Source organism: Streptomyces sp. NPDC059832 (assembly GCF_042731715.1).
In the GTDB taxonomy this organism is placed as follows: domain Bacteria; phylum Actinomycetota; class Actinomycetes; order Streptomycetales; family Streptomycetaceae; genus Streptomyces.
This window is the reverse complement of the sequence record NZ_JBHWIY010000030.1, coordinates 51,996-72,646: the sequence shown is the minus strand read 5'-3', so window position 1 is coordinate 72,646 and position 20,651 is coordinate 51,996. Positions and strand designations below refer to the sequence as shown.

Annotated in this window: 20 protein-coding genes; 12 read left to right on the top strand and 8 right to left on the bottom strand. The window is 69.2% G+C overall.

What is annotated here, in order from left to right:
• Positions 1-326 precede the first annotated feature (326 nt).
• Complete coding sequence (locus tag ACFV8T_RS35555; protein ID WP_385335637.1) at positions 327-1,085, bottom strand: DUF4232 domain-containing protein; 759 nt, start codon at positions 1,083-1,085, stop codon at positions 327-329.
• Between the two features lie 761 nt (positions 1,086-1,846).
• Here ACFV8T_RS35555 and ACFV8T_RS35550 point away from each other — a divergent pair.
• The 8 genes from ACFV8T_RS35550 (at position 1,847) to ACFV8T_RS35515 (ending at position 10,664) form a co-directional block, all read left to right on the top strand.
• Positions 1,847-2,287, top strand: coding sequence for a hypothetical protein (locus ACFV8T_RS35550; RefSeq protein ID WP_385335635.1), 441 nt, complete (start codon positions 1,847-1,849; stop codon positions 2,285-2,287).
• A gap of 149 nt (positions 2,288-2,436) precedes the next feature.
• The gene (locus tag ACFV8T_RS35545) at positions 2,437-2,814 is read left to right on the top strand and encodes a hypothetical protein (protein WP_385335633.1); all 378 of its coding nucleotides are present in this window, start codon (positions 2,437-2,439) and stop codon (positions 2,812-2,814) included.
• A complete protein-coding gene (locus ACFV8T_RS35540; RefSeq protein ID WP_385335631.1) occupies positions 2,811-4,655 on the top strand; it encodes an alpha/beta hydrolase in 1,845 nt (614 codons plus the stop codon). The genes ACFV8T_RS35545 and ACFV8T_RS35540 overlap by 4 nt, the downstream gene beginning before the upstream one ends.
• An 89-nt stretch (positions 4,656-4,744) precedes the next feature.
• The gene (locus ACFV8T_RS35535; protein ID WP_385335629.1) at positions 4,745-5,239 is read left to right on the top strand and encodes a hypothetical protein; all 495 of its coding nucleotides are present in this window, start codon (positions 4,745-4,747) and stop codon (positions 5,237-5,239) included.
• Between the two features lie 270 nt (positions 5,240-5,509).
• Complete coding sequence (locus tag ACFV8T_RS35530) at positions 5,510-7,834, top strand: alpha/beta hydrolase (protein WP_385335683.1); 2,325 nt, start codon at positions 5,510-5,512, stop codon at positions 7,832-7,834.
• Positions 7,831-8,427 (top strand): hypothetical protein, encoded by a 597-nt coding sequence (locus ACFV8T_RS35525; protein ID WP_266416332.1) that lies wholly within the window; start codon positions 7,831-7,833, stop codon positions 8,425-8,427. Before ACFV8T_RS35530 ends, ACFV8T_RS35525 begins: the two co-directional genes overlap by 4 nt.
• A 258-nt stretch (positions 8,428-8,685) precedes the next feature.
• Positions 8,686-9,648, top strand: a complete 963-nt coding sequence (locus tag ACFV8T_RS35520) for an NlpC/P60 family protein (RefSeq protein ID WP_385335681.1) — start codon at positions 8,686-8,688, stop codon at positions 9,646-9,648.
• Between the two features lie 284 nt (positions 9,649-9,932).
• The gene (locus ACFV8T_RS35515) at positions 9,933-10,664 is read left to right on the top strand and encodes a phosphatase PAP2 family protein (RefSeq protein ID WP_385335627.1); all 732 of its coding nucleotides are present in this window, start codon (positions 9,933-9,935) and stop codon (positions 10,662-10,664) included.
• Between the two features lie 102 nt (positions 10,665-10,766).
• Here ACFV8T_RS35515 and ACFV8T_RS35510 read toward each other — a convergent pair whose 3' ends face one another.
• Together ACFV8T_RS35510 and ACFV8T_RS35505 are read right to left on the bottom strand one after the other, a co-directional pair.
• On the bottom strand, positions 10,767-12,422 hold the full coding sequence (locus ACFV8T_RS35510; protein WP_385335625.1) for an FAD-binding oxidoreductase: 1,656 nt from the start codon (positions 12,420-12,422) through the stop codon (positions 10,767-10,769).
• Positions 12,423-12,528: 106 nt separating this feature from the next.
• On the bottom strand, positions 12,529-12,717 hold the full coding sequence (locus tag ACFV8T_RS35505) for a hypothetical protein (RefSeq protein WP_385335623.1): 189 nt from the start codon (positions 12,715-12,717) through the stop codon (positions 12,529-12,531).
• Between the two features lie 133 nt (positions 12,718-12,850).
• Here ACFV8T_RS35505 and ACFV8T_RS35500 point away from each other — a divergent pair, with 133 nt between their 5' ends.
• A complete protein-coding gene (locus ACFV8T_RS35500) occupies positions 12,851-13,762 on the top strand; it encodes a hypothetical protein (protein ID WP_385335621.1) in 912 nt (303 codons plus the stop codon).
• A 132-nt stretch (positions 13,763-13,894) separates the two neighbouring features.
• Positions 13,895-14,089 carry a hypothetical protein gene (locus ACFV8T_RS35495; protein WP_385335620.1) on the top strand — a complete coding sequence of 65 codons (195 nt, stop codon included), beginning with the start codon at positions 13,895-13,897 and terminating at the stop codon, positions 14,087-14,089.
• A 31-nt stretch (positions 14,090-14,120) separates the two neighbouring features.
• On the opposite strand, the gene ACFV8T_RS35490 is transcribed toward ACFV8T_RS35495, so the two are convergent.
• Complete coding sequence (locus ACFV8T_RS35490) at positions 14,121-14,471, bottom strand: metal-sensitive transcriptional regulator (protein ID WP_329814405.1); 351 nt, start codon at positions 14,469-14,471, stop codon at positions 14,121-14,123.
• Positions 14,472-14,671: 200 nt separating this feature from the next.
• Between ACFV8T_RS35490 and ACFV8T_RS35485 the strand changes: the two genes are divergently transcribed.
• Positions 14,672-15,292 carry a DUF47 domain-containing protein gene (locus tag ACFV8T_RS35485; protein WP_266416320.1) on the top strand — a complete coding sequence of 207 codons (621 nt, stop codon included), beginning with the start codon at positions 14,672-14,674 and terminating at the stop codon, positions 15,290-15,292.
• 5 nt (positions 15,293-15,297) lie between these two features.
• Complete coding sequence (locus ACFV8T_RS35480) at positions 15,298-16,296, top strand: anion permease (protein ID WP_383217046.1); 999 nt, start codon at positions 15,298-15,300, stop codon at positions 16,294-16,296.
• Between the two features lie 170 nt (positions 16,297-16,466).
• Here ACFV8T_RS35480 and pstB read toward each other — a convergent pair whose 3' ends face one another.
• The 4 genes from pstB to pstS form a co-directional block, all read right to left on the bottom strand.
• A complete protein-coding gene (gene pstB, locus ACFV8T_RS35475) occupies positions 16,467-17,243 on the bottom strand; it encodes a phosphate ABC transporter ATP-binding protein PstB (RefSeq protein ID WP_385335617.1) in 777 nt (258 codons plus the stop codon).
• Positions 17,244-17,271: 28 nt separating this feature from the next.
• Positions 17,272-18,357: a phosphate ABC transporter permease PstA gene (gene pstA / locus ACFV8T_RS35470; protein ID WP_385335615.1), complete on the bottom strand. Its 1,086-nt coding sequence runs from the start codon at positions 18,355-18,357 to the stop codon at positions 17,272-17,274.
• The gene (gene pstC / locus ACFV8T_RS35465) at positions 18,354-19,349 is read right to left on the bottom strand and encodes a phosphate ABC transporter permease subunit PstC (RefSeq protein WP_385335613.1); all 996 of its coding nucleotides are present in this window, start codon (positions 19,347-19,349) and stop codon (positions 18,354-18,356) included. The genes pstA and pstC overlap by 4 nt, the downstream gene beginning before the upstream one ends.
• A 156-nt stretch (positions 19,350-19,505) precedes the next feature.
• On the bottom strand, positions 19,506-20,642 hold the full coding sequence (gene pstS / locus ACFV8T_RS35460; protein ID WP_385335611.1) for a phosphate ABC transporter substrate-binding protein PstS: 1,137 nt from the start codon (positions 20,640-20,642) through the stop codon (positions 19,506-19,508).
• Positions 20,643-20,651: the final 9 nt, after the last annotated feature.

Here is a 20,651-nt window from a genome sequence, read left to right as displayed (position 1 = left end):
CGAGGTGAGCCCGGGACGGGCGCGGTCCGCGCGGAACCCGGTGTTCGGAGGAAGTATTCGACCCGGAGCACGGCTTTGCCCGCTTTGGTGAACTGGCTCGATTTAGCGCCTGTGCCGAAGACCGGCCGTGCCGCTCCGGAGTTCCCGCGGCGCGCAATGACGACGGCCGCCGCCTGCTGCATGCGCAGCGCCTCGCGGCCGTGAACGTCGTAGGGCCCGGATCACATGTGATCCGGGCCCTACGGTGTCGGGTGCGGGGCCTACGGCGAAGGGGGAGGGGAGATGGTGCGTCCCACCGCGTTCGTCGTACGGTCCGGCTCAGCGGGTCAGGACTTGCCCGCCGACTGCATGGAGCGCACCGCGTCGGCGACCGTGCTCCGGTACAGGCCCAGCTTCGGGTCGAGCACCTTGACGTCCGGGCCGAGCGGGAAGTTCTGCGTGTCCGCGTTGGGCATGTGGTCGCCGTCGGCGAGCACGTTCATCTCGTCGATCCAGGTCACGCCGTTCGCACCGCTCGGGTTGAGGTCGATCACCGCGATGGCGGCCGTCTTGGGCTTGACCGGGTACGCGGGAGCGCCGCCCAGGCCACCGGGAACCGCCGGCGTGATGTCCTGGCTGTGGTCCGAGGCCTTCGCGGCACCCAGGCTGACCCGCGGGAAGTAGCTCAGACCGCAGGAGTTCGCGCCGGTGTTGTTGATCTCGATCACGTGCTGGGTGGCCGAACCCTCGCGGGGGTACACGCGCACCGACAGGTCCCCGGGCTTGCACGGGTGCTTGTAGGCGTAGCTGTCGCTGGTGTTGCCGCTCGCCGCGGAGCCGCCCTTGGACGTGGCCGTGTTCGAGGTGCCCGTCTTCGTGGCCCCGGTGTTCTGCGCGGTACCACCGGTCTTCGAGCCGTCCGCGGTCTTCGCGGCGTCGCCGGACTTGGAGGTGTCCGTCGAAGAGGCGACCGTGGCGGCGTCGCTCGCGTTGCCGGCGGACTTCGTGCCGGTGTCGTCACCGTTGCAGGCGGTGAGGGCCAGAGCGAGCACTGCGGTGACGGCGCCGAGAGCAGCGGTGTGCTTGCGGGTGCGGATCGTACGCATGGAATTCTCCCAGGATGAGCGTGAGACAAGGCCCGGATCCTGCGGCGAACCGCTCTCTCTGACCTCTTGACAACCAAAGCTTCCTGTGGATCGCTCACGTTCCGCTGACGCCTCACTGACGTCCTGCTGACGTTCCCGGAATCGGCCTGAGAACCGACCCGTCCCTCGGACTCGGGTGAGGGTCCGGCTCGGATCCCCGTTCGGGTTCGGGTTCGGGCCGTGCACTGCCGGGCGGCCTGGAGTCCGTGCTGAGCCGGTCCGCTTGGCGGGCTCTCCTGGATGGCGGGTCCGAAGAGGCCGCCGGCTCCGGTGAGAGGCGGCGGGTGGAATGGGCCCGGCGTACCGCACGGCAGCCGTTCCGTCGCGATGCCGAGCCGACGGGACCGGGTGGATCGGCGGGACCGGTCGGACCGGTCGGACCGGTCGGATCGGGCGGATCGGGTGGATCGGCGGGCCGGTTGAGGTTCGAGGTCACTGTGCTCGATCCGGCGGATCCTCGACATCGTCGAGACGCGCATTCCGATCGAGGGGGCGCCCCCTGGTGCCGGAGGCCTTCGGCCGGGGCCCCGCGCACCCCCCCGGAGTACCTGCTGGGCAGCGGCCGTCCGCGGGCCACGGACGAACCCCGGGAGGTACAGCTTGCCGAGGCGTACTGCACCGAGGGCTGCTGCGGCGCACTCCACGTCACCATCCGCAGGGGCGGGAACCACGTCGTCCGGTCCGGCGGGCGTCGCCCGGCCCCGCCGCCCTCCCCGCTGCCGGTGCGCGAGCTCCCCGAATACCGCTTCGAGGCCGCCGCGTACGACGCCGAGGTCACGCGCGCCGAGAACGACCACTCGTGGACGTGGCCGGCCCGCAGGACCGCACGGCTCATCGCGGCGGGCCTGTGTGACCGGCCGGATCTGCTGACCCGCTGGGACGCGAAACCGGGCTGGGTCGGCACCGATTTCAGGGACCGGGACCTCACTGCCGTCTCCCTCCTGTACCGCGCGAAGCCGGCCACCGGGCAGAACGGGGAGGACGGGGAGGACGGGGAGCATGCCTCCTGGCAGCACTTCATGTGGCACATCCCGGAGGACGGGCACCCCTCCCGAGGACCGGGCCGCCGCGGTGCTGCACCGTCTCGCCACGGCGGACCCGAGGACGTACGGCGGGGGCGACGGACGCGGGTAGGACCCGGCGCCCGTCCACCGTTCGGGTGATCCGCGCTCCGGGGGCCCGCGTTGGGACGCCCGGGAACCAGGGCCCGCTCCGCTCACCGGCGTCCGGATGTGTGGCGTGTCGCCGCCACCGGATTTGGCACAGTGCCGCTTCGCGATCAAGGAACGGGGACGGGGTGGGCGGAGTGGCAGTGACGGGACAGCCGGGCGGCCGTCAGCGGCTGAGCGATCTGGCGGGTGGTGGCGGGGACGTACTGAAGCACAGCGACGGTGTGTGGCTGCGGGCAGCCGGTGGTGCGGAAGGGATGTGTACGCACCTCGGCCCGGTGAAGTCGGAACTGGAGACCGCGCACGAGGGCCTTCTCGCCGGGACCGGCGGACTGACCGCGCTGGCGGAACTGGGTGCCGTACGGGAGTCGTGGACGCGGAGGTTCGAGGCGGCGCGCGGGGAGTGCCGGGCACTGGCCGGGAAACTTCGCGCTGTCGCGCGGGCCCAGGGCGAGACGAACGAGACCGTGAAGTCCGCCTTCGCGCCCGTGGCGTCGGTGGGCCGGGACGGGGCGCGATGAGCCTGACCTGGGCCCAGTTACGGGACCTGAAGTGCGGCGAGCTGGAGGGCGCGGCCGACGGGTGGGGCAAGGCGAGCAACCGCGCCGACGCGGGCCGGGACCGCATCGAGACGCAGTTGCTCAACGGGTTGCGCGACACGCAGCACGGCGAGGCGGCGAGGGCGGCGGTCGGGCGGCTGCGGCAGATGAGCCGGAACCTGAGTTACGTCTACACGGAGTGCGGTCTGCTCCGTACGACGCTGAACAGCATGGCCCATGAACTGCGCGCCCAGCAGCGGGCATTGCGGGAGGCGCTGGACGACGCGGAGAACCTGAAGCTCACCGTGCACGCGGACGGTTCGGTGACGTACCCGGCGGCGGGCGAGGGCCTGATCGACGGCAAGCCCCTGCCGGGCGGCACGGCGGTGGTCGGGGGCGCGGCGCCCGGACTGCATGCGCCTTCGCCCCTGGTGGCCCCCAACCCGAACGTGGCGAAGGCGCAGGACATCGCGGACCGGGTGGCGAAGGCGGTGCGGACGGCGGCCGAGATCGACTGGCGGTACGCCCGGATCCTGCGGAAGCTGAAGGCCGAGGAGGGCCTGAAGGTTCCGGACTCGACATGGCAGGACGCGGCGGGCGACGCGGCAGCGGTACGGGACGCGGCGCGCGGCTACCTGAAGGACGCGATCCCGCGCGACGCGTCACCGGCCGAACGCAAGGCCTGGTGGTCCGGCCTGACGGACGAACAGCGCGAGGAGTACCTCGCGGTGTACCCGGACCAGATCGGCAACTTGGACGGCATTCCGGCCTTGGTACGGGATGCGGCGAACCGGGACAACATCCAGCTGCTGATGGGCAAGTTGGAGGGGCGGGACGACGCGAAGTCGGAGACACAGCTGGCGGCGCTGCGGGAGATCGATCGGCAGCTGCGGGACGCCCCTGAGCCTGGGGCGCCACCCATGTACTTGCTGGGGATCAGTGATGAGGGTCGCGGGCGGGCAATTGTCTCGTTCGGAGATCCGGACTCATCGCGCAATGTGGCTGCATACGTTCCAGGGCTTGGCACGTCGCTGGACGAGAGCTTCGCGCACAACGATATTGAGCGAGCTCGAAGTACAGCCATCGGGGCGAGGGGGATGGACCCTTCAAGTGCCTCGATCGTATGGCTCGGTTACGATCCGCCTCAGCTTCCTGCAGAGAAGATCCAAGAAAATCTGGCTGTGATGAGTGATCGAGATGCTCGAATCGGGGCACCGGCCTACAGCCAATTCATGGACGGCCTGAGTGTCACGAATGGAAACCCCGATCCTCACATGACGGCGATCGGTCACTCTTACGGCTCCTTGACGGTAGGTGTCGCTGCTCAGAGTGAGGGTGGCATTCCAGGTGTGGACGACATCGTTTTGTTGGGTAGTCCAGGGACGGGGGCTGAGACTGCCGACGATCTGAAGGTGGGGAAGGGGCACGTGTATGTGGGCTCTGCGGAAAATGATCCCGTCACGAAGCTGCCCAACCATGTCGAGGCACTGGGGGCGGTTGAGGGATTCAAGACAGGGTTCGGCAGCCAGAGCCGTCCGGAGACCGGCGTGGCGGCTGGCGTCGTCGGGGCCGGCATGGGCTACCTGCTCGGAGACGCAGGCACCCGCGAGAGCCAGATCTACTACGGAACTGACCCTGCCCGAGCGGAATTCGGTGCTCAGCGCATCAGGGTCGACGACGGGCCCCGCCCTTTCATCGACGGGGGCCCCGCGGATGCGCACTCCAATTATTTCGACCCTGAGAAAGATGAAGAATCAGCCCGCAACGTTGCGAAAGTTGTTGCTGGGCATGGGGGAAGAGTCTCGACCCAGGAGTATCGGTGAAGTTGTGGGTCCGTTGCGCTGTGGCGGCGGTGTTGATTGGCGGGGTTCCCGGATGTAGAGCTGATCGGGACGCGAATGACAGGAGCGGAATGAGCAGGGAGAGCTTGCAGGCTGCTGCCGAGAAGGCGGACGCAATTGTTCTGGATACGCTTTCGTCGGTGCAGCCAACATTGGATTGGGTTCACGACGTGTCGTCGGAGAGCGGGTGTGATTCGTACACCATCAGCGGTCGGGAGACAGGGGCGGTAACGCGTCGTGCTGCGGTGATGACCATTGTTTCTGAGGCTAGGCGAGGAAGCTTGCTCGGGGTGATCGAGCGAGCTTGGAAGAAGAGCGGGTACACCATTACCAGCGTGGACCGCGACAAAGCCATGCCTGCGATCTATGCGCGAAGCCCTGCGGGATTTCGAATGAGCCTGTCCGTGGGCTACAAGGGGCGATTCCACGTCAGCGTGACCACTCCCTGCTTCCTCATGGCGCAGGTCCGTCCCCCGCAGACCCAGGCCAACGGCCGGACGTTCACGGGGGATCTTGTGCCCGCCCCCAACGTCCACTCGGACTTCTGGTCCGCCGGAGCTCTCTGACGGCCCGTCATCGCCCCCAATAGCCCGTAACGGCACGGTCGGTGGGGGAAAGGGGAGGGCTGGGCGGGTGCCCGAACATTGAGTCCGGCATTGGGCCCTGGGGCCCATGCCGGGCCCTGCGTTGTTGTGGTCGCATACGGATACCGGGGGGAACTGTCGCTGCGCCCACTCACAAAGCTGGGGAGACTCGCCGTGTCTGGCATACGAGAACTAGCGGTACCGGGTGGTGCTGACGTGAGCACCGCCGAGGTCCCTCCGGGCAGGCAGCCATTGTCACGCCCCTTGCAGGCGGTACTGATTCTCGTCCGATTGCTCTTCGTCCTCACGGTCGTGGGGACGTTCGACGTACTGCTCGTGGCCTCGTCCGTCGATGCGGTGGACGGTCGGCTGCTGGGCATGGTGCTGTACGCGGCGCTGCCCGGCATCATCGGGTTCGGGCTGTCGCTGTACCTGCGCAGTGGTGGCGTCTGGGTCTGGCGCGGGCTCCTGGCCGTGCACGCCTGGCTCACGCTCGGTGCGCTGGCGACGCTGAACGACGCGGACAACGGCCGGGGCGTGACGCAGCTGGTGATGCCCGTCGTCGTCCTCGTCCTGCTGTGCCGGCCCCGGTCGCGCGCATGGTTCCGGCTCGCCCCCGAAGAGCGCGTCGAGCACCGGCCGTTCAGCATCGTGCGGTTGATCAAGTCGCGTCGCGACAACGGTCAGACCGCGATGGAGTACCTGGGCATGATCCTCGTGGTCGTGGCCCTCATCGGCGGGCTCGTGGCCACGGGGATCGGCGGGCAGGTGTCCGGCCAGCTCCGGAACGCCATCTGCCAGCTGACCGGCAGTGCCTGCCCGCCCCCCGGTGCCGTCGCCGGCGGCGGGAGCAACGGGAACGGCAACGGGAACGGGAACGGCAGCGGTGACGGCACCAGTTCCGGTGCCGGGTCCGAAGGCGCGACCGTGACCGGTGGGACGGGCTCCGGCGGGTCGGACTCGACCCGCGGCAGCGGCTCCGGTGGCAGTGGCTCCGGCGGCAGCGGGGCCGGTGGGGCCGGAGCCGCGGGTGGTGCCGGTGGTGCCGGTGGTGCCGGCGGTTCCGATGGGACCAGTGGGGCCGGTGGTTCGGATGGAACCGGCGGTTCTTCTACAGGGGTCAACGCGGGTAGACAAACCCCGGTCCCGGGCACCAAGGGCGGCTCGGACGGCAACTTCTTCACCGGCATCGTGGGCGACGACGGGCTGCTGGGCGACGTCACCGGGGCCATCGACACGATCGCGCACCCCGGCGACACCGCCAAGGGCGTCGTCGACCAGTACGCACAGGTCGCGAACAAGGCCGGCGGCAAGTGGGACAAGGGCCAGTACGTGGCCGCTGCCTGGGACGTGGCCAAGGGTTCCGGCGGGGGCGGCGCGCTCACCGGGCTGCCCGGGTCCGGTACGCGCGTCGAGTCGGCGGTACGGGACGGTGAGCGGCAGTACCTCAACGACCGCATCCCGCGCGGCTCCAGCCCGGCCGGCCGCGAGGCCTGGTGGAACGGGCTGACGCAGCAGCAGCGCGATCGGTACCTGGAGCTCTCCCCGGACCAGATCGGCGGCCTGGACGGGATTCCGGTGGCGGACCGGGACACGGCCAACCGCCGGAACCTGCCGGATCTGATCTCGAAGCTGGAGGGCCAGAGCGACAAGGCGTCGAAGGAGAAGCTGGCCGGGCTGCGGGAGATCGACCGGCAGCTGAAGGAGGGCAGTCAGCCCCCGATGTACCTCATCGGCATCAGCGACGAGGGCAACGGCCGGGCGATCGTCTCGTACGGGAACCCCGACACCTCGAAGAACGTGTCGGCCTACGTGCCGGGACTGAACACATCCCTCGACGAGGAATTCGCGAAGAACGACCTCAAGCGCGCCCGTGACACGGCGATCGGCGCCCAGGGCTACGACCCTTCCAGCGCGGCGATCGTCTGGCTCGGATACGACGCGCCGCAGACGCCGGACGGGCTGTCGAGCCTGGCGGTCGCGGGCACCGGCCGGGCGGAGAAGGGCGGCGTGGCGTACAACGACTTCATGAGCGGCATCTCGGCCACCAACCATAACAAGGACCCGCACATCACGGCCATCGGGCACTCCTACGGTTCCCGCACCGTCGGCGCCGCGGCCAAGCACCTCGGCGGGATTCCGGGGGTGGACGACATCATCCTGGTCGGCAGCCCCGGAGTGGGCGTGGACCGTGCCGTGGACCTCGGAGTCGGCGCCGGACACGTCTTCGTCGGCGCCGCGGCCAACGACCCGGTGACCAAGCTCCCCTCCAAGACGCAGGTCGTCGTGGGGGCGATCGGAATGGTCCTGGGCGGTCCGGCCGGTGCGTACGCCGCAGGCGACCTGGCCGACCCGGGCGACGACGACCTCTGGTTCGGCAAGGACCCGGCGAGCAAGGCCTTCGGCGCCACGCGGTTCCCGGTGGCCCCCGGCCAGCCACTGGTCAGCGGTGACGGTCTGAGCTTCGATGCACACTCGAACTACTTCAATCCGGTACGGGACGCCATGTCCGCCGACAGCATCGCTCTTATCGTGTCGGGACACTCCGACCGGCTCAAGATGGAGGAACAGCGATGAGTCGAAGGTTCCAGATCATTGCGGTGGCTCTGGCTGTCGGCTTCACGTTGTCCGCCTGCGGCAGCGAGAATGCGCAGTCGGGTGCGAACACGAGCACCACGGCCACCAAGAGCACCACGGGCACCAAGGGGAGCAGCATGGACATGCAGGAGGCTGCCGACCGGGCCGACAGCATGCTCGACGCCGTGCTGAAGGAGATCGACCCCGAGGTGCAGTGGGCCCACGGCCCGACGACCAAGGGCAGTTGTGATGTGACGCGCAGGCGCACCGTCATGACCATCGTGTCCGCGGACCGCAGGCAGAGCTTCCTGGACCAGGTCGAGAAGTTCTGGCGCACGAGCGACTACCGCATCAAGGCGAAGAACAACGACACGGAGTTCCCGGCGGTCTACGCGGTGACGAAGGACGGATTCGGCATCAGCGTGAGCGTTCGCGCCAAGGGGCAGGCCTTCTTCGAGGCGGACAGCCCCTGCGTGAAGGAGTCGAAGGTCGCCGACTCCGAGTCCAAGCCGAACGGGCCGGCCTACAAGGGCGTCTACCCGCTCCCGAGCCCCAATGTGCGCTCCGACCACTGGTCCGCCGGAGCATCCTGACGGACACTCGGTCCGCCGCAGCACCCTGACGGACACTTGGTGCACCGGCCGATCCGGCCGGTGCACCCCGTGCGCCGGGCCGGGTGTCCGGTGCGCCGGACCGGTGATCCCGTGCGCCGGAATGACTGGTCGGTGACCCCCGATGACTCGCATGACTCGTACACACCGTCGAAAACGGCCATGAACGCGTCCTCGATGGGGGATGGTTGAGGGGTGCGGAAATTCTGGGTGGTCGGTGGCATCGGTGTCGGCATGGCCATGTGCTTCGTGGCGCTGCTCGTCGTCGGTACGTACTCCGCCGCGGCCGGACTCGCCGGGTCCGGCGGCGGTGCCGTTGCGCTGGCCAAGGGGGCCGTGCCGGCGAAGTACCAGCCGCTGGTGCAGAAGTGGGGCAACCTCTGCCCCGCCATCAACCCGGCCCTGCTGGCCGCCCAGCTGTACCAGGAGAGCGGCTGGAACCCCCGGGCCGAGAGTCCCGCCGCCGCACAGGGCATCGCCCAGTTCATCCCGGGCACCTGGGCCGGACACGGGATCGACGGGGACAAGGACGGCGACCGGGACGTATGGGATCCGGCCGACGCGATTCCGTCCGCCGCCTCCTACGACTGCGAACTGGCCGGCTACGTGAAGAAGGTGCCGGGGGATCAGACGGACAACATGCTGGCCGCGTACAACGCCGGCGCGTACCGGGTGATCCGGTCCGGTGGGGTTCCGAACATTTCGGAGACGCAGAACTACGTCACCATCATCCGCTCCCTGGAGAAGAGCTTCGCCAGGCCCGTCGGCCGCGTACAGCCCTCGGAGCAGGCGGCCGGGGCGATCTACTTCGCACAGAAGAAGCTCGGTACGCCGTATCTCTGGGGCGGCAACGGCACGCCCGAGCAGAACGGGCGGTTCGACTGCTCGGGGCTGACCCAGGCCGCGTACCGGACCGTGGACATCGAGCTGCCCCGGGTGGCGAACGATCAGTACAACGCCGGGCCGCACCCCTCCCGGGACGAGCTGCTCCCCGGCGACCTGGTGTTCTTCTCGAACGACCTGGGCAACTCGCGGGCCATCCATCACGTGGGGATCTACGTCGGCGGCGGGTACATGATCAACGCTCCGTACACCGGGGCCGTGATCCGGTTCGACAAGATCGACGCGCCCGACTACTTCGGCGCGACGCGCGTGACCAAGGACGGGGCGGCGGCTCTTCCGACGGCCCTGCCGACGGCATGACGCGGTGGCGGCGGTGGCCGGAACTCTCCGTGAAGCCTGGGCCCTGAGCTGCGACGATGAGTCACTCTTCGATAACGTCATGGTGATCATTCGGTGGAGAGCGGAACGCACACACACGGGACGTCGTTCCCTGGGTGGACCGGAACGACGGCGCATCGACCATGCGGCGCGGCACCGACTTGAGCAGCAGTGATCCACGCAGTGATCGAACCGACACGGGGGTTCGTCAAAGCGGTGCACACCGGTGTGCCCGCGGCAGCAGACAAGGCAAGGGGCCGCAGCAGATGGCTGGACTCGCACTGGATGGGTCGAACCCCGACGTCAGCCTGCTCTACGACATCAACGGACTCGCGAAGTCCGCTCCCACCTGGTTCGACCGGGTCATGGAGTTCGTCGGTGAGTACGGAATCATGCTCGGCATGGTCCTGGTGGTCCTGTGGTGCTGGTGGAGCGTGCGCCGGCACGGCACGGCCGACGACTCGGTGACGGCGGTCTCCGGGCTCGTCTGGGCACCGCTCGCCGCCGGGATCGCGCTCCTGATCAACATCCCGATCCGCGGATTCGTGCACCGGCCCCGCCCGTTCAAGGACCACCAGGGGCTGGACGTCCTGGTGGCGGGCAAGAACGACTTCTCCTTCGTGAGCGACCACGCCACGATGGCGATGGCACTGGCCGTCGGGATCTTCGTGGCCAACCGGAAGTTCGGCATCGCCGCGATCACCCTCGCCCTCGTGGAGGGTTTCTGCCGGATCTACATGGGTGTCCACTACCCGACCGACGTCATCGGCGGATTCGCGCTCGGCACGGCGATCGCCCTGCTGCTCGCCCCGCTGGCGATGATGCTGCTGACCCCGTTGACGGCGGCCGTCTCGCGTTCGGAGCGGTTCGGCCGGCTCGTACGGTCGCGCCGACCGGAGCCGGTGACCGCGGCCGGGAGCCGGGCCGGGGCGTTCGGAATCCCCGAGCCGCGTCCGGGCACGGGCGGCGGCGACGGCGAGAAGGACCTGGCCGCGTAGGACCGGCCGCGCGGGTGCGGGGCGGTGCTTGCGGCCCGCTCCCCCGATCGCACGGCACCCGCGCCCCCCGATCGCGGCTCGGCCCCGCCCCGCGACCGTCCGTCAGAGCGACTGCGGGAAGGCGAAGAGGCGCTCCGGGTCGTACTGCTTCTTCAGATCGGTGAGGCGGTCGGCCGCCGAGCCGTAGTAGGCCCGGCGCCAGTCGGTCAGCGTCGGGTCGGTGTAGTTCTGGTACGCCGCTCCGGAAGCGTGCCGGCGCATCGCCGCATGAGTGTTTTTCAGCCAGTCCTGTTGGGCGCCGCCCGCCGTGCCGGGGTTCCAGGAACCGATGTACTGGGCGAGCACGCGAGAGCCGCGGTGGACGAAGGCCGTCGACTGCGGGGAGACCCGGTTGATCGCCCCGCCGAGCGCCGTGAGTGCGATGGAGCCGCCACCGCCGCCCCGCGTCACCGGGATCCGGGTGAAGGCTTCGGTCCGGTCGAGCAGGGCCTGCACGCCCGCCGGGGACAGGGAGCGGTCGTAGAAGTCGGACGCCGCGGCGTACGTCTCGCGCTGGAGCGTGCCCTGGGTGGTGCGGCCGGGCGTCGTCCCCGGCAGATGGCACTGCGCGTCGGTGATGCCCGAGCAGCCCGCGTACACGAGCATCGACTCCTGGTAGCTGCGGCGGCGCAGCGAGACGGAGGAGGCCGGGGCGCCGATCCGGTCGGCGAGGCGGTCGACGGCGTTCTGCAGGTCGCCGTACGTACCCAGGCTGAACGCGGCGACCGAAACGGTCGGGTTGCCGCCCCCGGGGCCGGCGGCGAGGTGCGCGGAGGACCAGATCTCGTCGGGCTGGGACGGGCCCCACTCCTGCCAGGCCGAGACGACGGACCGGGCGCGTGACCACGGCCACGACATGTACGCGGTGACGGTCTGCGGGGCCGGGCGGGTGCGGAACGTCAGCTCGGTGACCACGCCGAAGTTGCCGTTGCCCGCACCGCGCAGCGCCCAGAAGAGGTCCGGGTGGCGCTTGGCGTCGACGGTGAGGGTCTTGCCGTCGGCCGTGACGATGGTCGCCGCGGTCAGGCTGTCGCAGGTCAGGCCGTACGCGCGGGAGGCGACGCCGTGGCCGCCGCCGAGGGTGAGGCCGGAGATGCCGACGGTGGGGCAGGAGCCGCCGGGGATCGTCAGGCCGCTGCGGGCGAGGCCCTGGTAGACGTCGATGAGTTTGGCGCCCGCGCCGATCGTGCCGTTCGCCCCGACGCGGGACAGTGACGAGACGTCAAGGACCAGGCGGCCGTTCCCGCTCGACCAGCCCGCGTACGAGTGTCCGCCGCTGCGGATGGACACCGGGGTGGCCGTGCGGCGGGCGAAGGACAGGCATTCGCGGATGTCCGCCTCGTGCCGGACGTAGGCGACCGCTGCGGGTTTCAGGCCGTCGAAGCGGGTGTTGTAGAGCTGATGGGCGGTCGGATAGGAGGCGTCCTGGGGCCGTACGACGCTGCCGTCGAGGCTCTTGGCCAGGGCCGACCAGTCCGCCGGTCCGGCGGGGGAGGGCTTCGGCGGGGCCGATGACGCCGGTGAGGCGGGAGCGCTTCCCATGCTTCCGGTGCCCGCCGTGCCCGCCGTGCCCCCTGTGCCCCCTGTGCCCCCCGTGCTTCCCGAGGTGCCGGAAGTGCCTGAAGTGCCGCTGCAGGCGGTGGTGGTGACGCCGGTGAGCACTGCCGCGGCGCCCGCGGTGAGCAGGGTGCGCCGGGCGGGCGGGGGTGGCAGGTTCATCGGATCTCCGAGTCTTGGCGCTCAAGGGCCGGACGGTGGGGGCGGAGGCCGGGTGCGGGGGGATCAGCCGGAGAAGTCGGGGGCGGCGGACGTACCGGGGGAGGAGTCAGGGTGCCGCGCGGTGCTCCGCGGCGTCCGTACGCGCCCGGTCTCTGGAGCGGCGGGCCGGTCCGAACCACCCACAGGCGCAGCGTGCGGTGCAGAAGGAGCCGCGTTCCACGGTCGTGGGTTCGTGCCCGGCGGACCCGGGGGCGGGGGCGGTCGGCGGGACCTCGTCGGGGCGTTGGTCATACACCCGTCCACGGTACTGGGCACGGCCACCCGGCGGTGTGGCCGACGGGGGCGGCGTGACGGGGGACACGGGGCGTCGTTATCCGGAACGGATGGGCCTCTCGGGCAGGCGTTACGGCGTTGGGGGTTGGCAGGCGATGGTGGTGCGGCAGCACAGGTCCGGAGGCGGGGCGCGCGCTGTCTGCGCCCTTGCCGTGGTGGGCGTGATGGCGGCGACCGCCGGATGTTCGGGCAGCGGTGGCGGCGGTGACCGGGCCGTGGCCGACGAGCGGGGCGGGGCCGACGCCCTCGACGTGGTCCACCGCGCGGCCGCGGTGCTGGCGGGGACGGTGAGCGGGACCGGAACGGTGGCGGTGGCCGGGGCCGCCCCCGCTCCCGGGGACACCGCCGGGACCGCCGAGGTGCGTACGTCGATGGAGACCGCGGCGGGCGGGACGCGGGTGACCATCAGGGGCCGGGGCACGTACGACTTCCGCAGCCGGAAGGGCCGGTTCATGGTTGTGCTGCCCAAGGACGCGGCCGGTGAGGACGAGCACCGTCCCATCACCGAACTGCTGGCCCCCGGCGCGCTCTACATGATGAACCGCGGCGCCGGAGTGCCCGCGGACAAATGGGTCAGGGTCGACACGACGACCCTGGAGGACGGCAATCTCGTCACCGGCGGGGTGACCGATCCGATGGCCGCCGCCGAACTGCTGCGCGGGGCGCGGCAGGTGACGTATGTGGGGAAGACCGTGCTCGCCGGGGTCCCCGTGCGGCACTACCGGGGGACGGCGGACATCGGGCTGGCCGCTCGCGAGGCCGCGCCGGGATCGGGCGGGGCGCTGGCGGCGGCAGCGAAAGGGTTCAGCACGGACACGGTGCCGTTCGACGCGTACCTCGACGAGCAGGGGCGGCTGCGCAAGGTGCGCCACCGGTTCAGCTTCGCCAACGAGGGGCCGGCGGTGGAGGTGGTGTCGACCACCTTGCTGTTCGGCTTCGGGGTGCCGGTCTCCGTACGGCTTCCGGAGGGCCGCGACATCTATACGGGGCAGATCCGACAGCGATAGCCGAGGGGCGGACGGGTACGGGCGGAGGCATAGGCATGCCGGCGGTGACGAAATGGTCCGTCCGTGCCATGCGCGGCCCGTGGTGCGCTCCCTACGCTAGGAAGCCGGCGACGGCAGTGAGAGGTGAGTGACGTGGTGACGCTCAGCACGCGGACCGTATCCGACCATGTGGCCCTCGCCGAGATCGAGCTCTGCGGTGAGCTGATGATCGCCGCGTCGGCCGCGATCGGGGAACGGCTCAGTGCGGACCGTATCGACGAGGTGCTCGATGTCCGGGTGATCACCGAGCGGACCACCGTCCCCCGGCAGGGCGACCACCGGGGGTGAGCGCGGCCCGCGGGCCCGAGGACCCCCGTCATCAGGTGCGGAGCAGCCGGGCGATGGCCTTCGTGGCCTCCTCGACCTTGGCGTCGATCTCCTCGCCGCCCTTGACCGCCGCGTCCGCGACGCAGTGCCGCAGGTGCTCCTCCAGCAGCTGGAGGGCGAAGGACTGGAGCGCCTTCGTGGACGCCGATACCTGGGTCAGTATGTCGATGCAGTAGACGTCCTCGTCGACCATGCGCTGGAGACCGCGGATCTGGCCCTCGATCCGGCGCAGCCGCTTGAGGTGTTCGGCCTTCTGATGGTGATAACCGTGTATGCCGCGGTCGTGATCGGTGACGGTGGATTCCGTCTCGGCGGTGGTCCCGGCGGTCTCGGTGGTGGTCATTACTTCCTCCCGTTTTCCCTTTACCCTGCCGTCTATATACCCCTGGTGGGTATATCTTAACGAATTCAGCTGAAACGTGACCGGGGGCCCGTGCTGATCACTGTGCCTGATGCGCGACACTGAAGAACGCCGGTTAGCCGTGGCCGGATGATGCGCCTAGCATCAGCCTGACCGAATCCAAAGCACCCCGAGGACCCCACGTGCGCTTTCGTCTGACCCCCAGGGAGACGAGCTTCTACGACATGTTCTCCGCATCCGCGGACAACATCGTCACGGGCTCGAAACTCCTGATGGAACTGCTCGGGGCGGACTCTGCCTCCCGAGTCGAGATCGCGGAGCGCATGCGGGCAGCGGAGCACGCGGGGGACGATGCCACCCACGCGATCTTCCACCAGCTGAACTCCTCTTTCATTACGCCGTTCGACCGCGAGGACATTTACAACCTCGCGTCGTCGCTCGACGACATCATGGACTTCATGGAGGAGGCCGTCGACCTGGTCGTGCTCTATCAGGTCGAAGAACTCCCCAAGGGCGTCGCCCAGCAGGTCGAGGTGCTGGCACGGGCGGCCGAGCTGACCGCCGAGGCGATGCCGGGGCTGCGGACCATGGACAATCTCACCGAGTACTGGATCGAGGTCAACCGTCTGGAGAACCAGGCCGACCAGATCCACCGCAAACTGCTCGCCCATCTCTTCAACGGCAAGTACGACGCCATAGAGGTGCTGAAGCTCAAGCAGATCGTGGACGTGCTGGAAGAGGCTGCCGACGCGTTCGAGCACGTCGCCAACACGGTGGAGACCATCGCGGTCAAGGAGTCCTGAACCACGTGGACACCTTTGCGCTGATCGTGACCATCGGTGTCGCGCTCGGCTTCACGTATACGAACGGCTTCCACGACTCGGCGAACGCCATCGCCACCTCCGTCTCCACCCGCGCACTCACGCCCCGCGCGGCGCTGGCGATGGCCGCGGTGATGAATCTCGCGGGTGCGTTCCTGGGCAGCGGTGTCGCCAAGACCGTCAGTGAGGGTCTGATCGCGACGCCCGAGGGCCACAAGGGGATGGGCATCCTCTTCGCCGCGCTCGTCGGCGCGATCATCTGGAACCTCGTCACCTGGTACTTCGGGCTGCCCTCCTCGTCCTCGCACGCCTTGTTCGGCGGCATGGTCGGCGCGGCGCTCGCCGGCGGGACGATGGTGCACTGGGACGGGGTGCTCGACAAGGTCGTCATCCCGATGTTCGTCTCGCCGGTCATCGGCCTGGTCGTCGGCTATCTGGTGATGGTCGCGATCATGTGGATGTTCCGGAAGTCCAACCCGCACAAGGCCAAGCGCGGCTTCCGGATAGCGCAGACGGTCTCGGCCGCGGGCATGGCGCTCGGCCACGGTCTGCAGGACGCGCAGAAGACGATGGGCATCGTGGTGATGGCGCTGGTCATCGCCGACGTCGAGAGCCCGAGCGACCCGATCCCGGTCTGGGTGAAGCTGGTCTGCGCCCTGATGCTCTCGCTGGGTACGTACGCGGGTGGCTGGCGCATCATGCGGACGCTCGGCCGGAAGATCATCGAGCTGGACCCGCCGCAGGGGTTCGCGGCGGAGACGACGGGCGCGTCGATCATGTTCGGCTCGGCGTTCCTGTTCCACGCGCCGATCTCCACGACGCATGTGATCACCTCGGCGATCATGGGTGTGGGCGCCACGAAGCGGGTGAACGCCGTGCGGTGGGGTGTCGCCAAGAACATCATCCTCGGCTGGTTCATCACGATGCCGGCCGCGGGACTGGTCGCCGCCGCGAGCTACGGAGTCGTGGTTCTGCTCTTCGGCTGACGGCCGGCCATGATCACGGCGGTACGGAAACGGGGCCGCCCCCACTCCCTCTGCGGGGAGCGGGGGCGGCCCCTTCGCCTTGCGGTGGCACCGCCATGCAGCACCTCAAGGCCGTCTTGGGGGCGAGGGCCCGTCCGGCGGATCGGGGTCGGACAGGCCCGGGGCCGGTGCTATCCGAAGCGGCCCGAGATGTAGTCCTCGGTGGCCTGGACGGACGGGTTGGAGAAGATGCGTTCCGTCTCGTCGATCTCCACGAGCTTGCCAGGCTTGCCGACCGCCGCGAGGTTGAAGAACGCCGTGCGGTCCGAGACACGGGCCGCCTGCTGCATGTTGTGCGTCACGATGACGATCGTGAAGCGCTCCTTCAGCTCGCCGATCAGGTCCTCGATGGCGAGGGTGGAGATCGGGTCCAGGGCGGAGCACGGCTCGTCCATCAGCAGCACCTCCGGCTCGACCGCGATTGCGCGGGCGATGCACAGGCGCTGCTGCTGACCACCGGAGAGACCGGAGCCGGGCTTGTTCAGCCGGTCCTTGACCTCGTTCCAGAGGTTGGCGCCGCGCAGGGACTTCTCGACGATGTCGGGCAGCTGGCTCTTCTTGTACGAGCCGTTCAGCCTGAGGCCCGCGGCGACGTTGTCGAAGATCGACATGGTCGGGAACGGGTTCGGGCGCTGGAAGACCATGCCGACCGTGCGGCGCACGGTGACCGGGTCGACGTTCGCCCCGTACAGGTTCTCGTCGTCCAGCAGCACCTTGCCCTCGACGCGGCCACCGGGGGTGACCTCGTGCATGCGGTTCAGGGTGCGCAGGAAGGTGGACTTGCCGCAGCCGGACGGGCCGATGAAGGCGGTCACGGAGCGGGGCTCCACGGTCATCGAGATGTCCTCGATGGCGAGGTGGGAGCCGTAGTAGGCGGACAGGCCGCTGACGTCGATGCGCTTGGCCATCTGAATCACTGCTTCTTTCGTGCCGCGGTCAGCGGCCGGTCTTCGGGGCCTTCCAGCGGGCGATGCCGCGGGCCACCAGGTTGAGGATCATGACGAAGGCGATCAGGACCAGCGCGGCGGCCCAGGCACGGTCGTACGACTGGTCGGTGCCGACCCTGTACTGCTCCCAGATGTACAAGGGGAGCGAGGACTGTGCGCCCTGGAACGGGTTGGTGTTGATCAGCTGGCTGCCGAAGACCAGCAGCATGATCGGCGCGGTCTCACCGGCGATCCGGGCGATTGCGAGCATCACACCGGTGGTGATGCCGCCGATCGCGGTCGGCAGGACCACCTTCAGGATCGTGCGCCACTTCGGGACGCCGAGGGCCAGCGATGCCTCGCGGAGCTCGTTCGGGACGAGCTTGAGCATCTCCTCGGTGGAGCGGACCACGACCGGGATCATCAGGATCGTGAGCGCCAGCGCACCCATCAGACCGGACGGCTGGGTCTTCGTCATCAGCATGATCGACAGGATGAAGAGACCCGCGACGATGGACGGGATGCCCGTCATGACGTCGACGAAGAAGGTCACGGCCTTGGCCAGGGCGCCCTTGCCGTACTCCACCAGGTAGACGGCGGTCAGCATGCCGATCGGGGCGGAGATCACGGTGGCGATGCCGACCTGCTCCAGCGTTCCGATCAGTGCGTGGTAGACACCGCCGGTCGCCTCGGTGCCGAGCACGCCGGCCATCGAGTGGGTCAGGAAGTACCCGTCCAGGCGCTCCGCGCCGCGGCTGATCGTCGTCCACAGCAGCGAGGCGAGCGGCACGACGGCCAGCAGGAAGCAGACCCAGACGACGCTGGTGGCGAGCCGGTCCTTGGCCTGGCGCCGGTTCTCGACGACCGAGGTCGTGACGTACGAGATGACGACGAAGAGGAGGGCGGAGAACAGCCCCCACTGGGTGCGGCTCTGCCAGCCCGCCGCCATGCCGGTGCCCACGCCCAGCACGATTGCGGCGGCTGCGAAGGCGAACGGGGCCCAGCGGGGGAGTGCCCGGCTGCTCAGGCTGGTCGGGCGGGCGGACGCCGTCGGGGCGGGGCGCTCCTGTATGCCGGTGTTGGCTGCCTGGCTCATGCGTTGGCCCCCGAGTATTCCTTGCGGCGGGCGATGATCAGCCGGGCCGCGCCGTTGACCAGCAGAGTGAGGACGAAGAGCACGAGGCCGGAGGCGATCAGGGCGTCGCGCCCGAGCTCGTCGGCCTCGCCGAACTTCGCGGCGATGTTCTGGGCGAAGGTGCCGCCGCCCGGGTTGAGCAGATGGCCGGAGATGAGGAAGCTCGGCGACAGGACCGTGGCGACGGCCATCGTCTCGCCGAGCGCACGGCCCAGGCCCAGCATCGAGGCGGAGATCACGCCGGAGCGGCCGAAGGGGATCACCGAGAGGCGGATGACCTCCCAGCGGGTGGCGCCCAGGGCGAGGGCGGCTTCCTCGTTCATCCTCGGGACCTGGAGGAAGACTTCGCGGCTGACGCTGGTCACGATCGGCAGGATCATGATCGCGAGCAGGATGCCGACGGTGAAGAGCGAGCGGGCGACGCCGACCTCGGTCTTCTCGAAGATGTACGTCCAGCCGAAGAACTGGTCGAGCCAGAGGTTCGTGCCCTCCAGGTACGGGACCAGGACGAGGGCGCCCCAGATGCCGTACACGATGCTCGGCACTGCGGCGAGCAGGTCGACGACGTACGCGAGGGGCGCGGCCAGCTTGCGCGGCGCGTAGTGCGAGATGAACAGGGCGATACCGACAGCGACCGGAACGGCGATGGCCATCGCGATGACCGAGCTGACGATCGTGCCGAAGAGGAGGACCGCGATGCCGAAGACCGGCGGGTCGCCGGCCGGGTTCCAGTCCAGGGTGGTGAGGAAGTTGCCTTCGTCCTTGGACACGGCGAGCGAGGCGCGGTAGGTCAGGAACACGGCGATCGACGCCATGATCACGAGCAGCAGGATGCCCGAGCCCCTGGAGAGGCCCAGGAAGACCTTGTCGCCCACGCGCCCGGACTTGGTCCCGGCGCGCTTGCGCGCCACCGGCGGTACCGGCGGCGTTTCTATCGGTGTGGTGGAAGCCATGGTCTTTCCGGTCTGTGTGGGGGAGCGGTCTGGCTCCCCTGGCGGCGGTGCACCGGATGGGTGGTGGCGGACCGGTCCGGAGGGGTGCACCGGACCGGTCTGCCGGATGTTGCTGGTGTTGCTGAAGGTGTTACTGGTGGTGCTTGCGCGTCCCGGTTACGAGAGGGAGCCGATGGTCTCGCGGACCTTGGCGTTGATCTCGGTCGGGATCGGCGCGTAGCCGGCGTCGATGAGGAGCTTCTGGCCCTCGTCACCGGCGGTGTAGTTCAGGAAGGACTTGACCGTGGGAAGGGTCTCGGCCTTGTTGCCCTTGTCGCAGACGACCTCGTACGTCACCAGGACGATCGGGTAGGCACCCTCGGCCTTGGTCGTGTAGTCGAGCTCCAGCGCCAGGTCCTTGCCGGTGCCCTTGATCTTGGCGGCGGCGATGGCCTTGGAGGCGTTCTCCGGGGTGGCCTTGACCGGGGTGGCGCCACCGGTGTTGATGTCGACGGTGGAGATCGACTGCGAGGTGGCGTAGCTGAGCTCGAAGTAGCCGATCGCGCCGTCGACCTGCTTCACCTGGGCGGCGACATCGGCGGAGCTGGACGCGGCCTGGCCACCGGGGGCCAGCCACTTCTTCTCGGCCTCGTACTTCCAGTCGCTCGGGGCGGCTGCGCCCAGGTACCTGCCGAGGTTCTGGGTGGTGCCGGAGTCGTCGGAGCGGTGGAAGGCCTGGATGGCCTTGTCCGGGAGCTTCGCGCCGCTGTTGAGCTTGGCGATCGCCGGGTCGTTCCACTTCTTGATCTTGCCGTCGAAGATCTTGGCGAGGGTGGCGGGGTCCAGCGTGAGGCTGTCGACACCTTCCAGGTGGAAGCCGATGGCGATCGGGCCGCCGACCATCGGGAGGTTGATGCCCTGGCCGCCCTTGCAGACCTTCTTCGACTCGGCGACCTCTTCGGGCTTCAGCGCCGAGTCGGAACCGGCGAAGCCGACCGTGCCCTGGTTGAAGGCGATGATGCCGTCACCGGAGGAGGACGACTTGTAGTTGACCTCGACGCCCGAGCAGCCGGCCATGTAGTTCTTGACCCAGAGGTCCATGGCGTTCTTCTGCGCGCTGGAGCCGGAGGCGAGCAGCTGGCCCTTGGCGTCGTCGCACTTGATGTTCGACGCCGCGCTCGTCTTCCCGCCGTTGCCGCCGGTGGAGCCGCCGCTGTTGTCGTCCGAACCGCACGCCGTGAGGACCAGGGCGCCGGAGACGGCGAGGGCACCGAGCGCGGTGGCACGAAGCCGGTTCTTGCGCTGAAGCTTCACTTTTCGGGT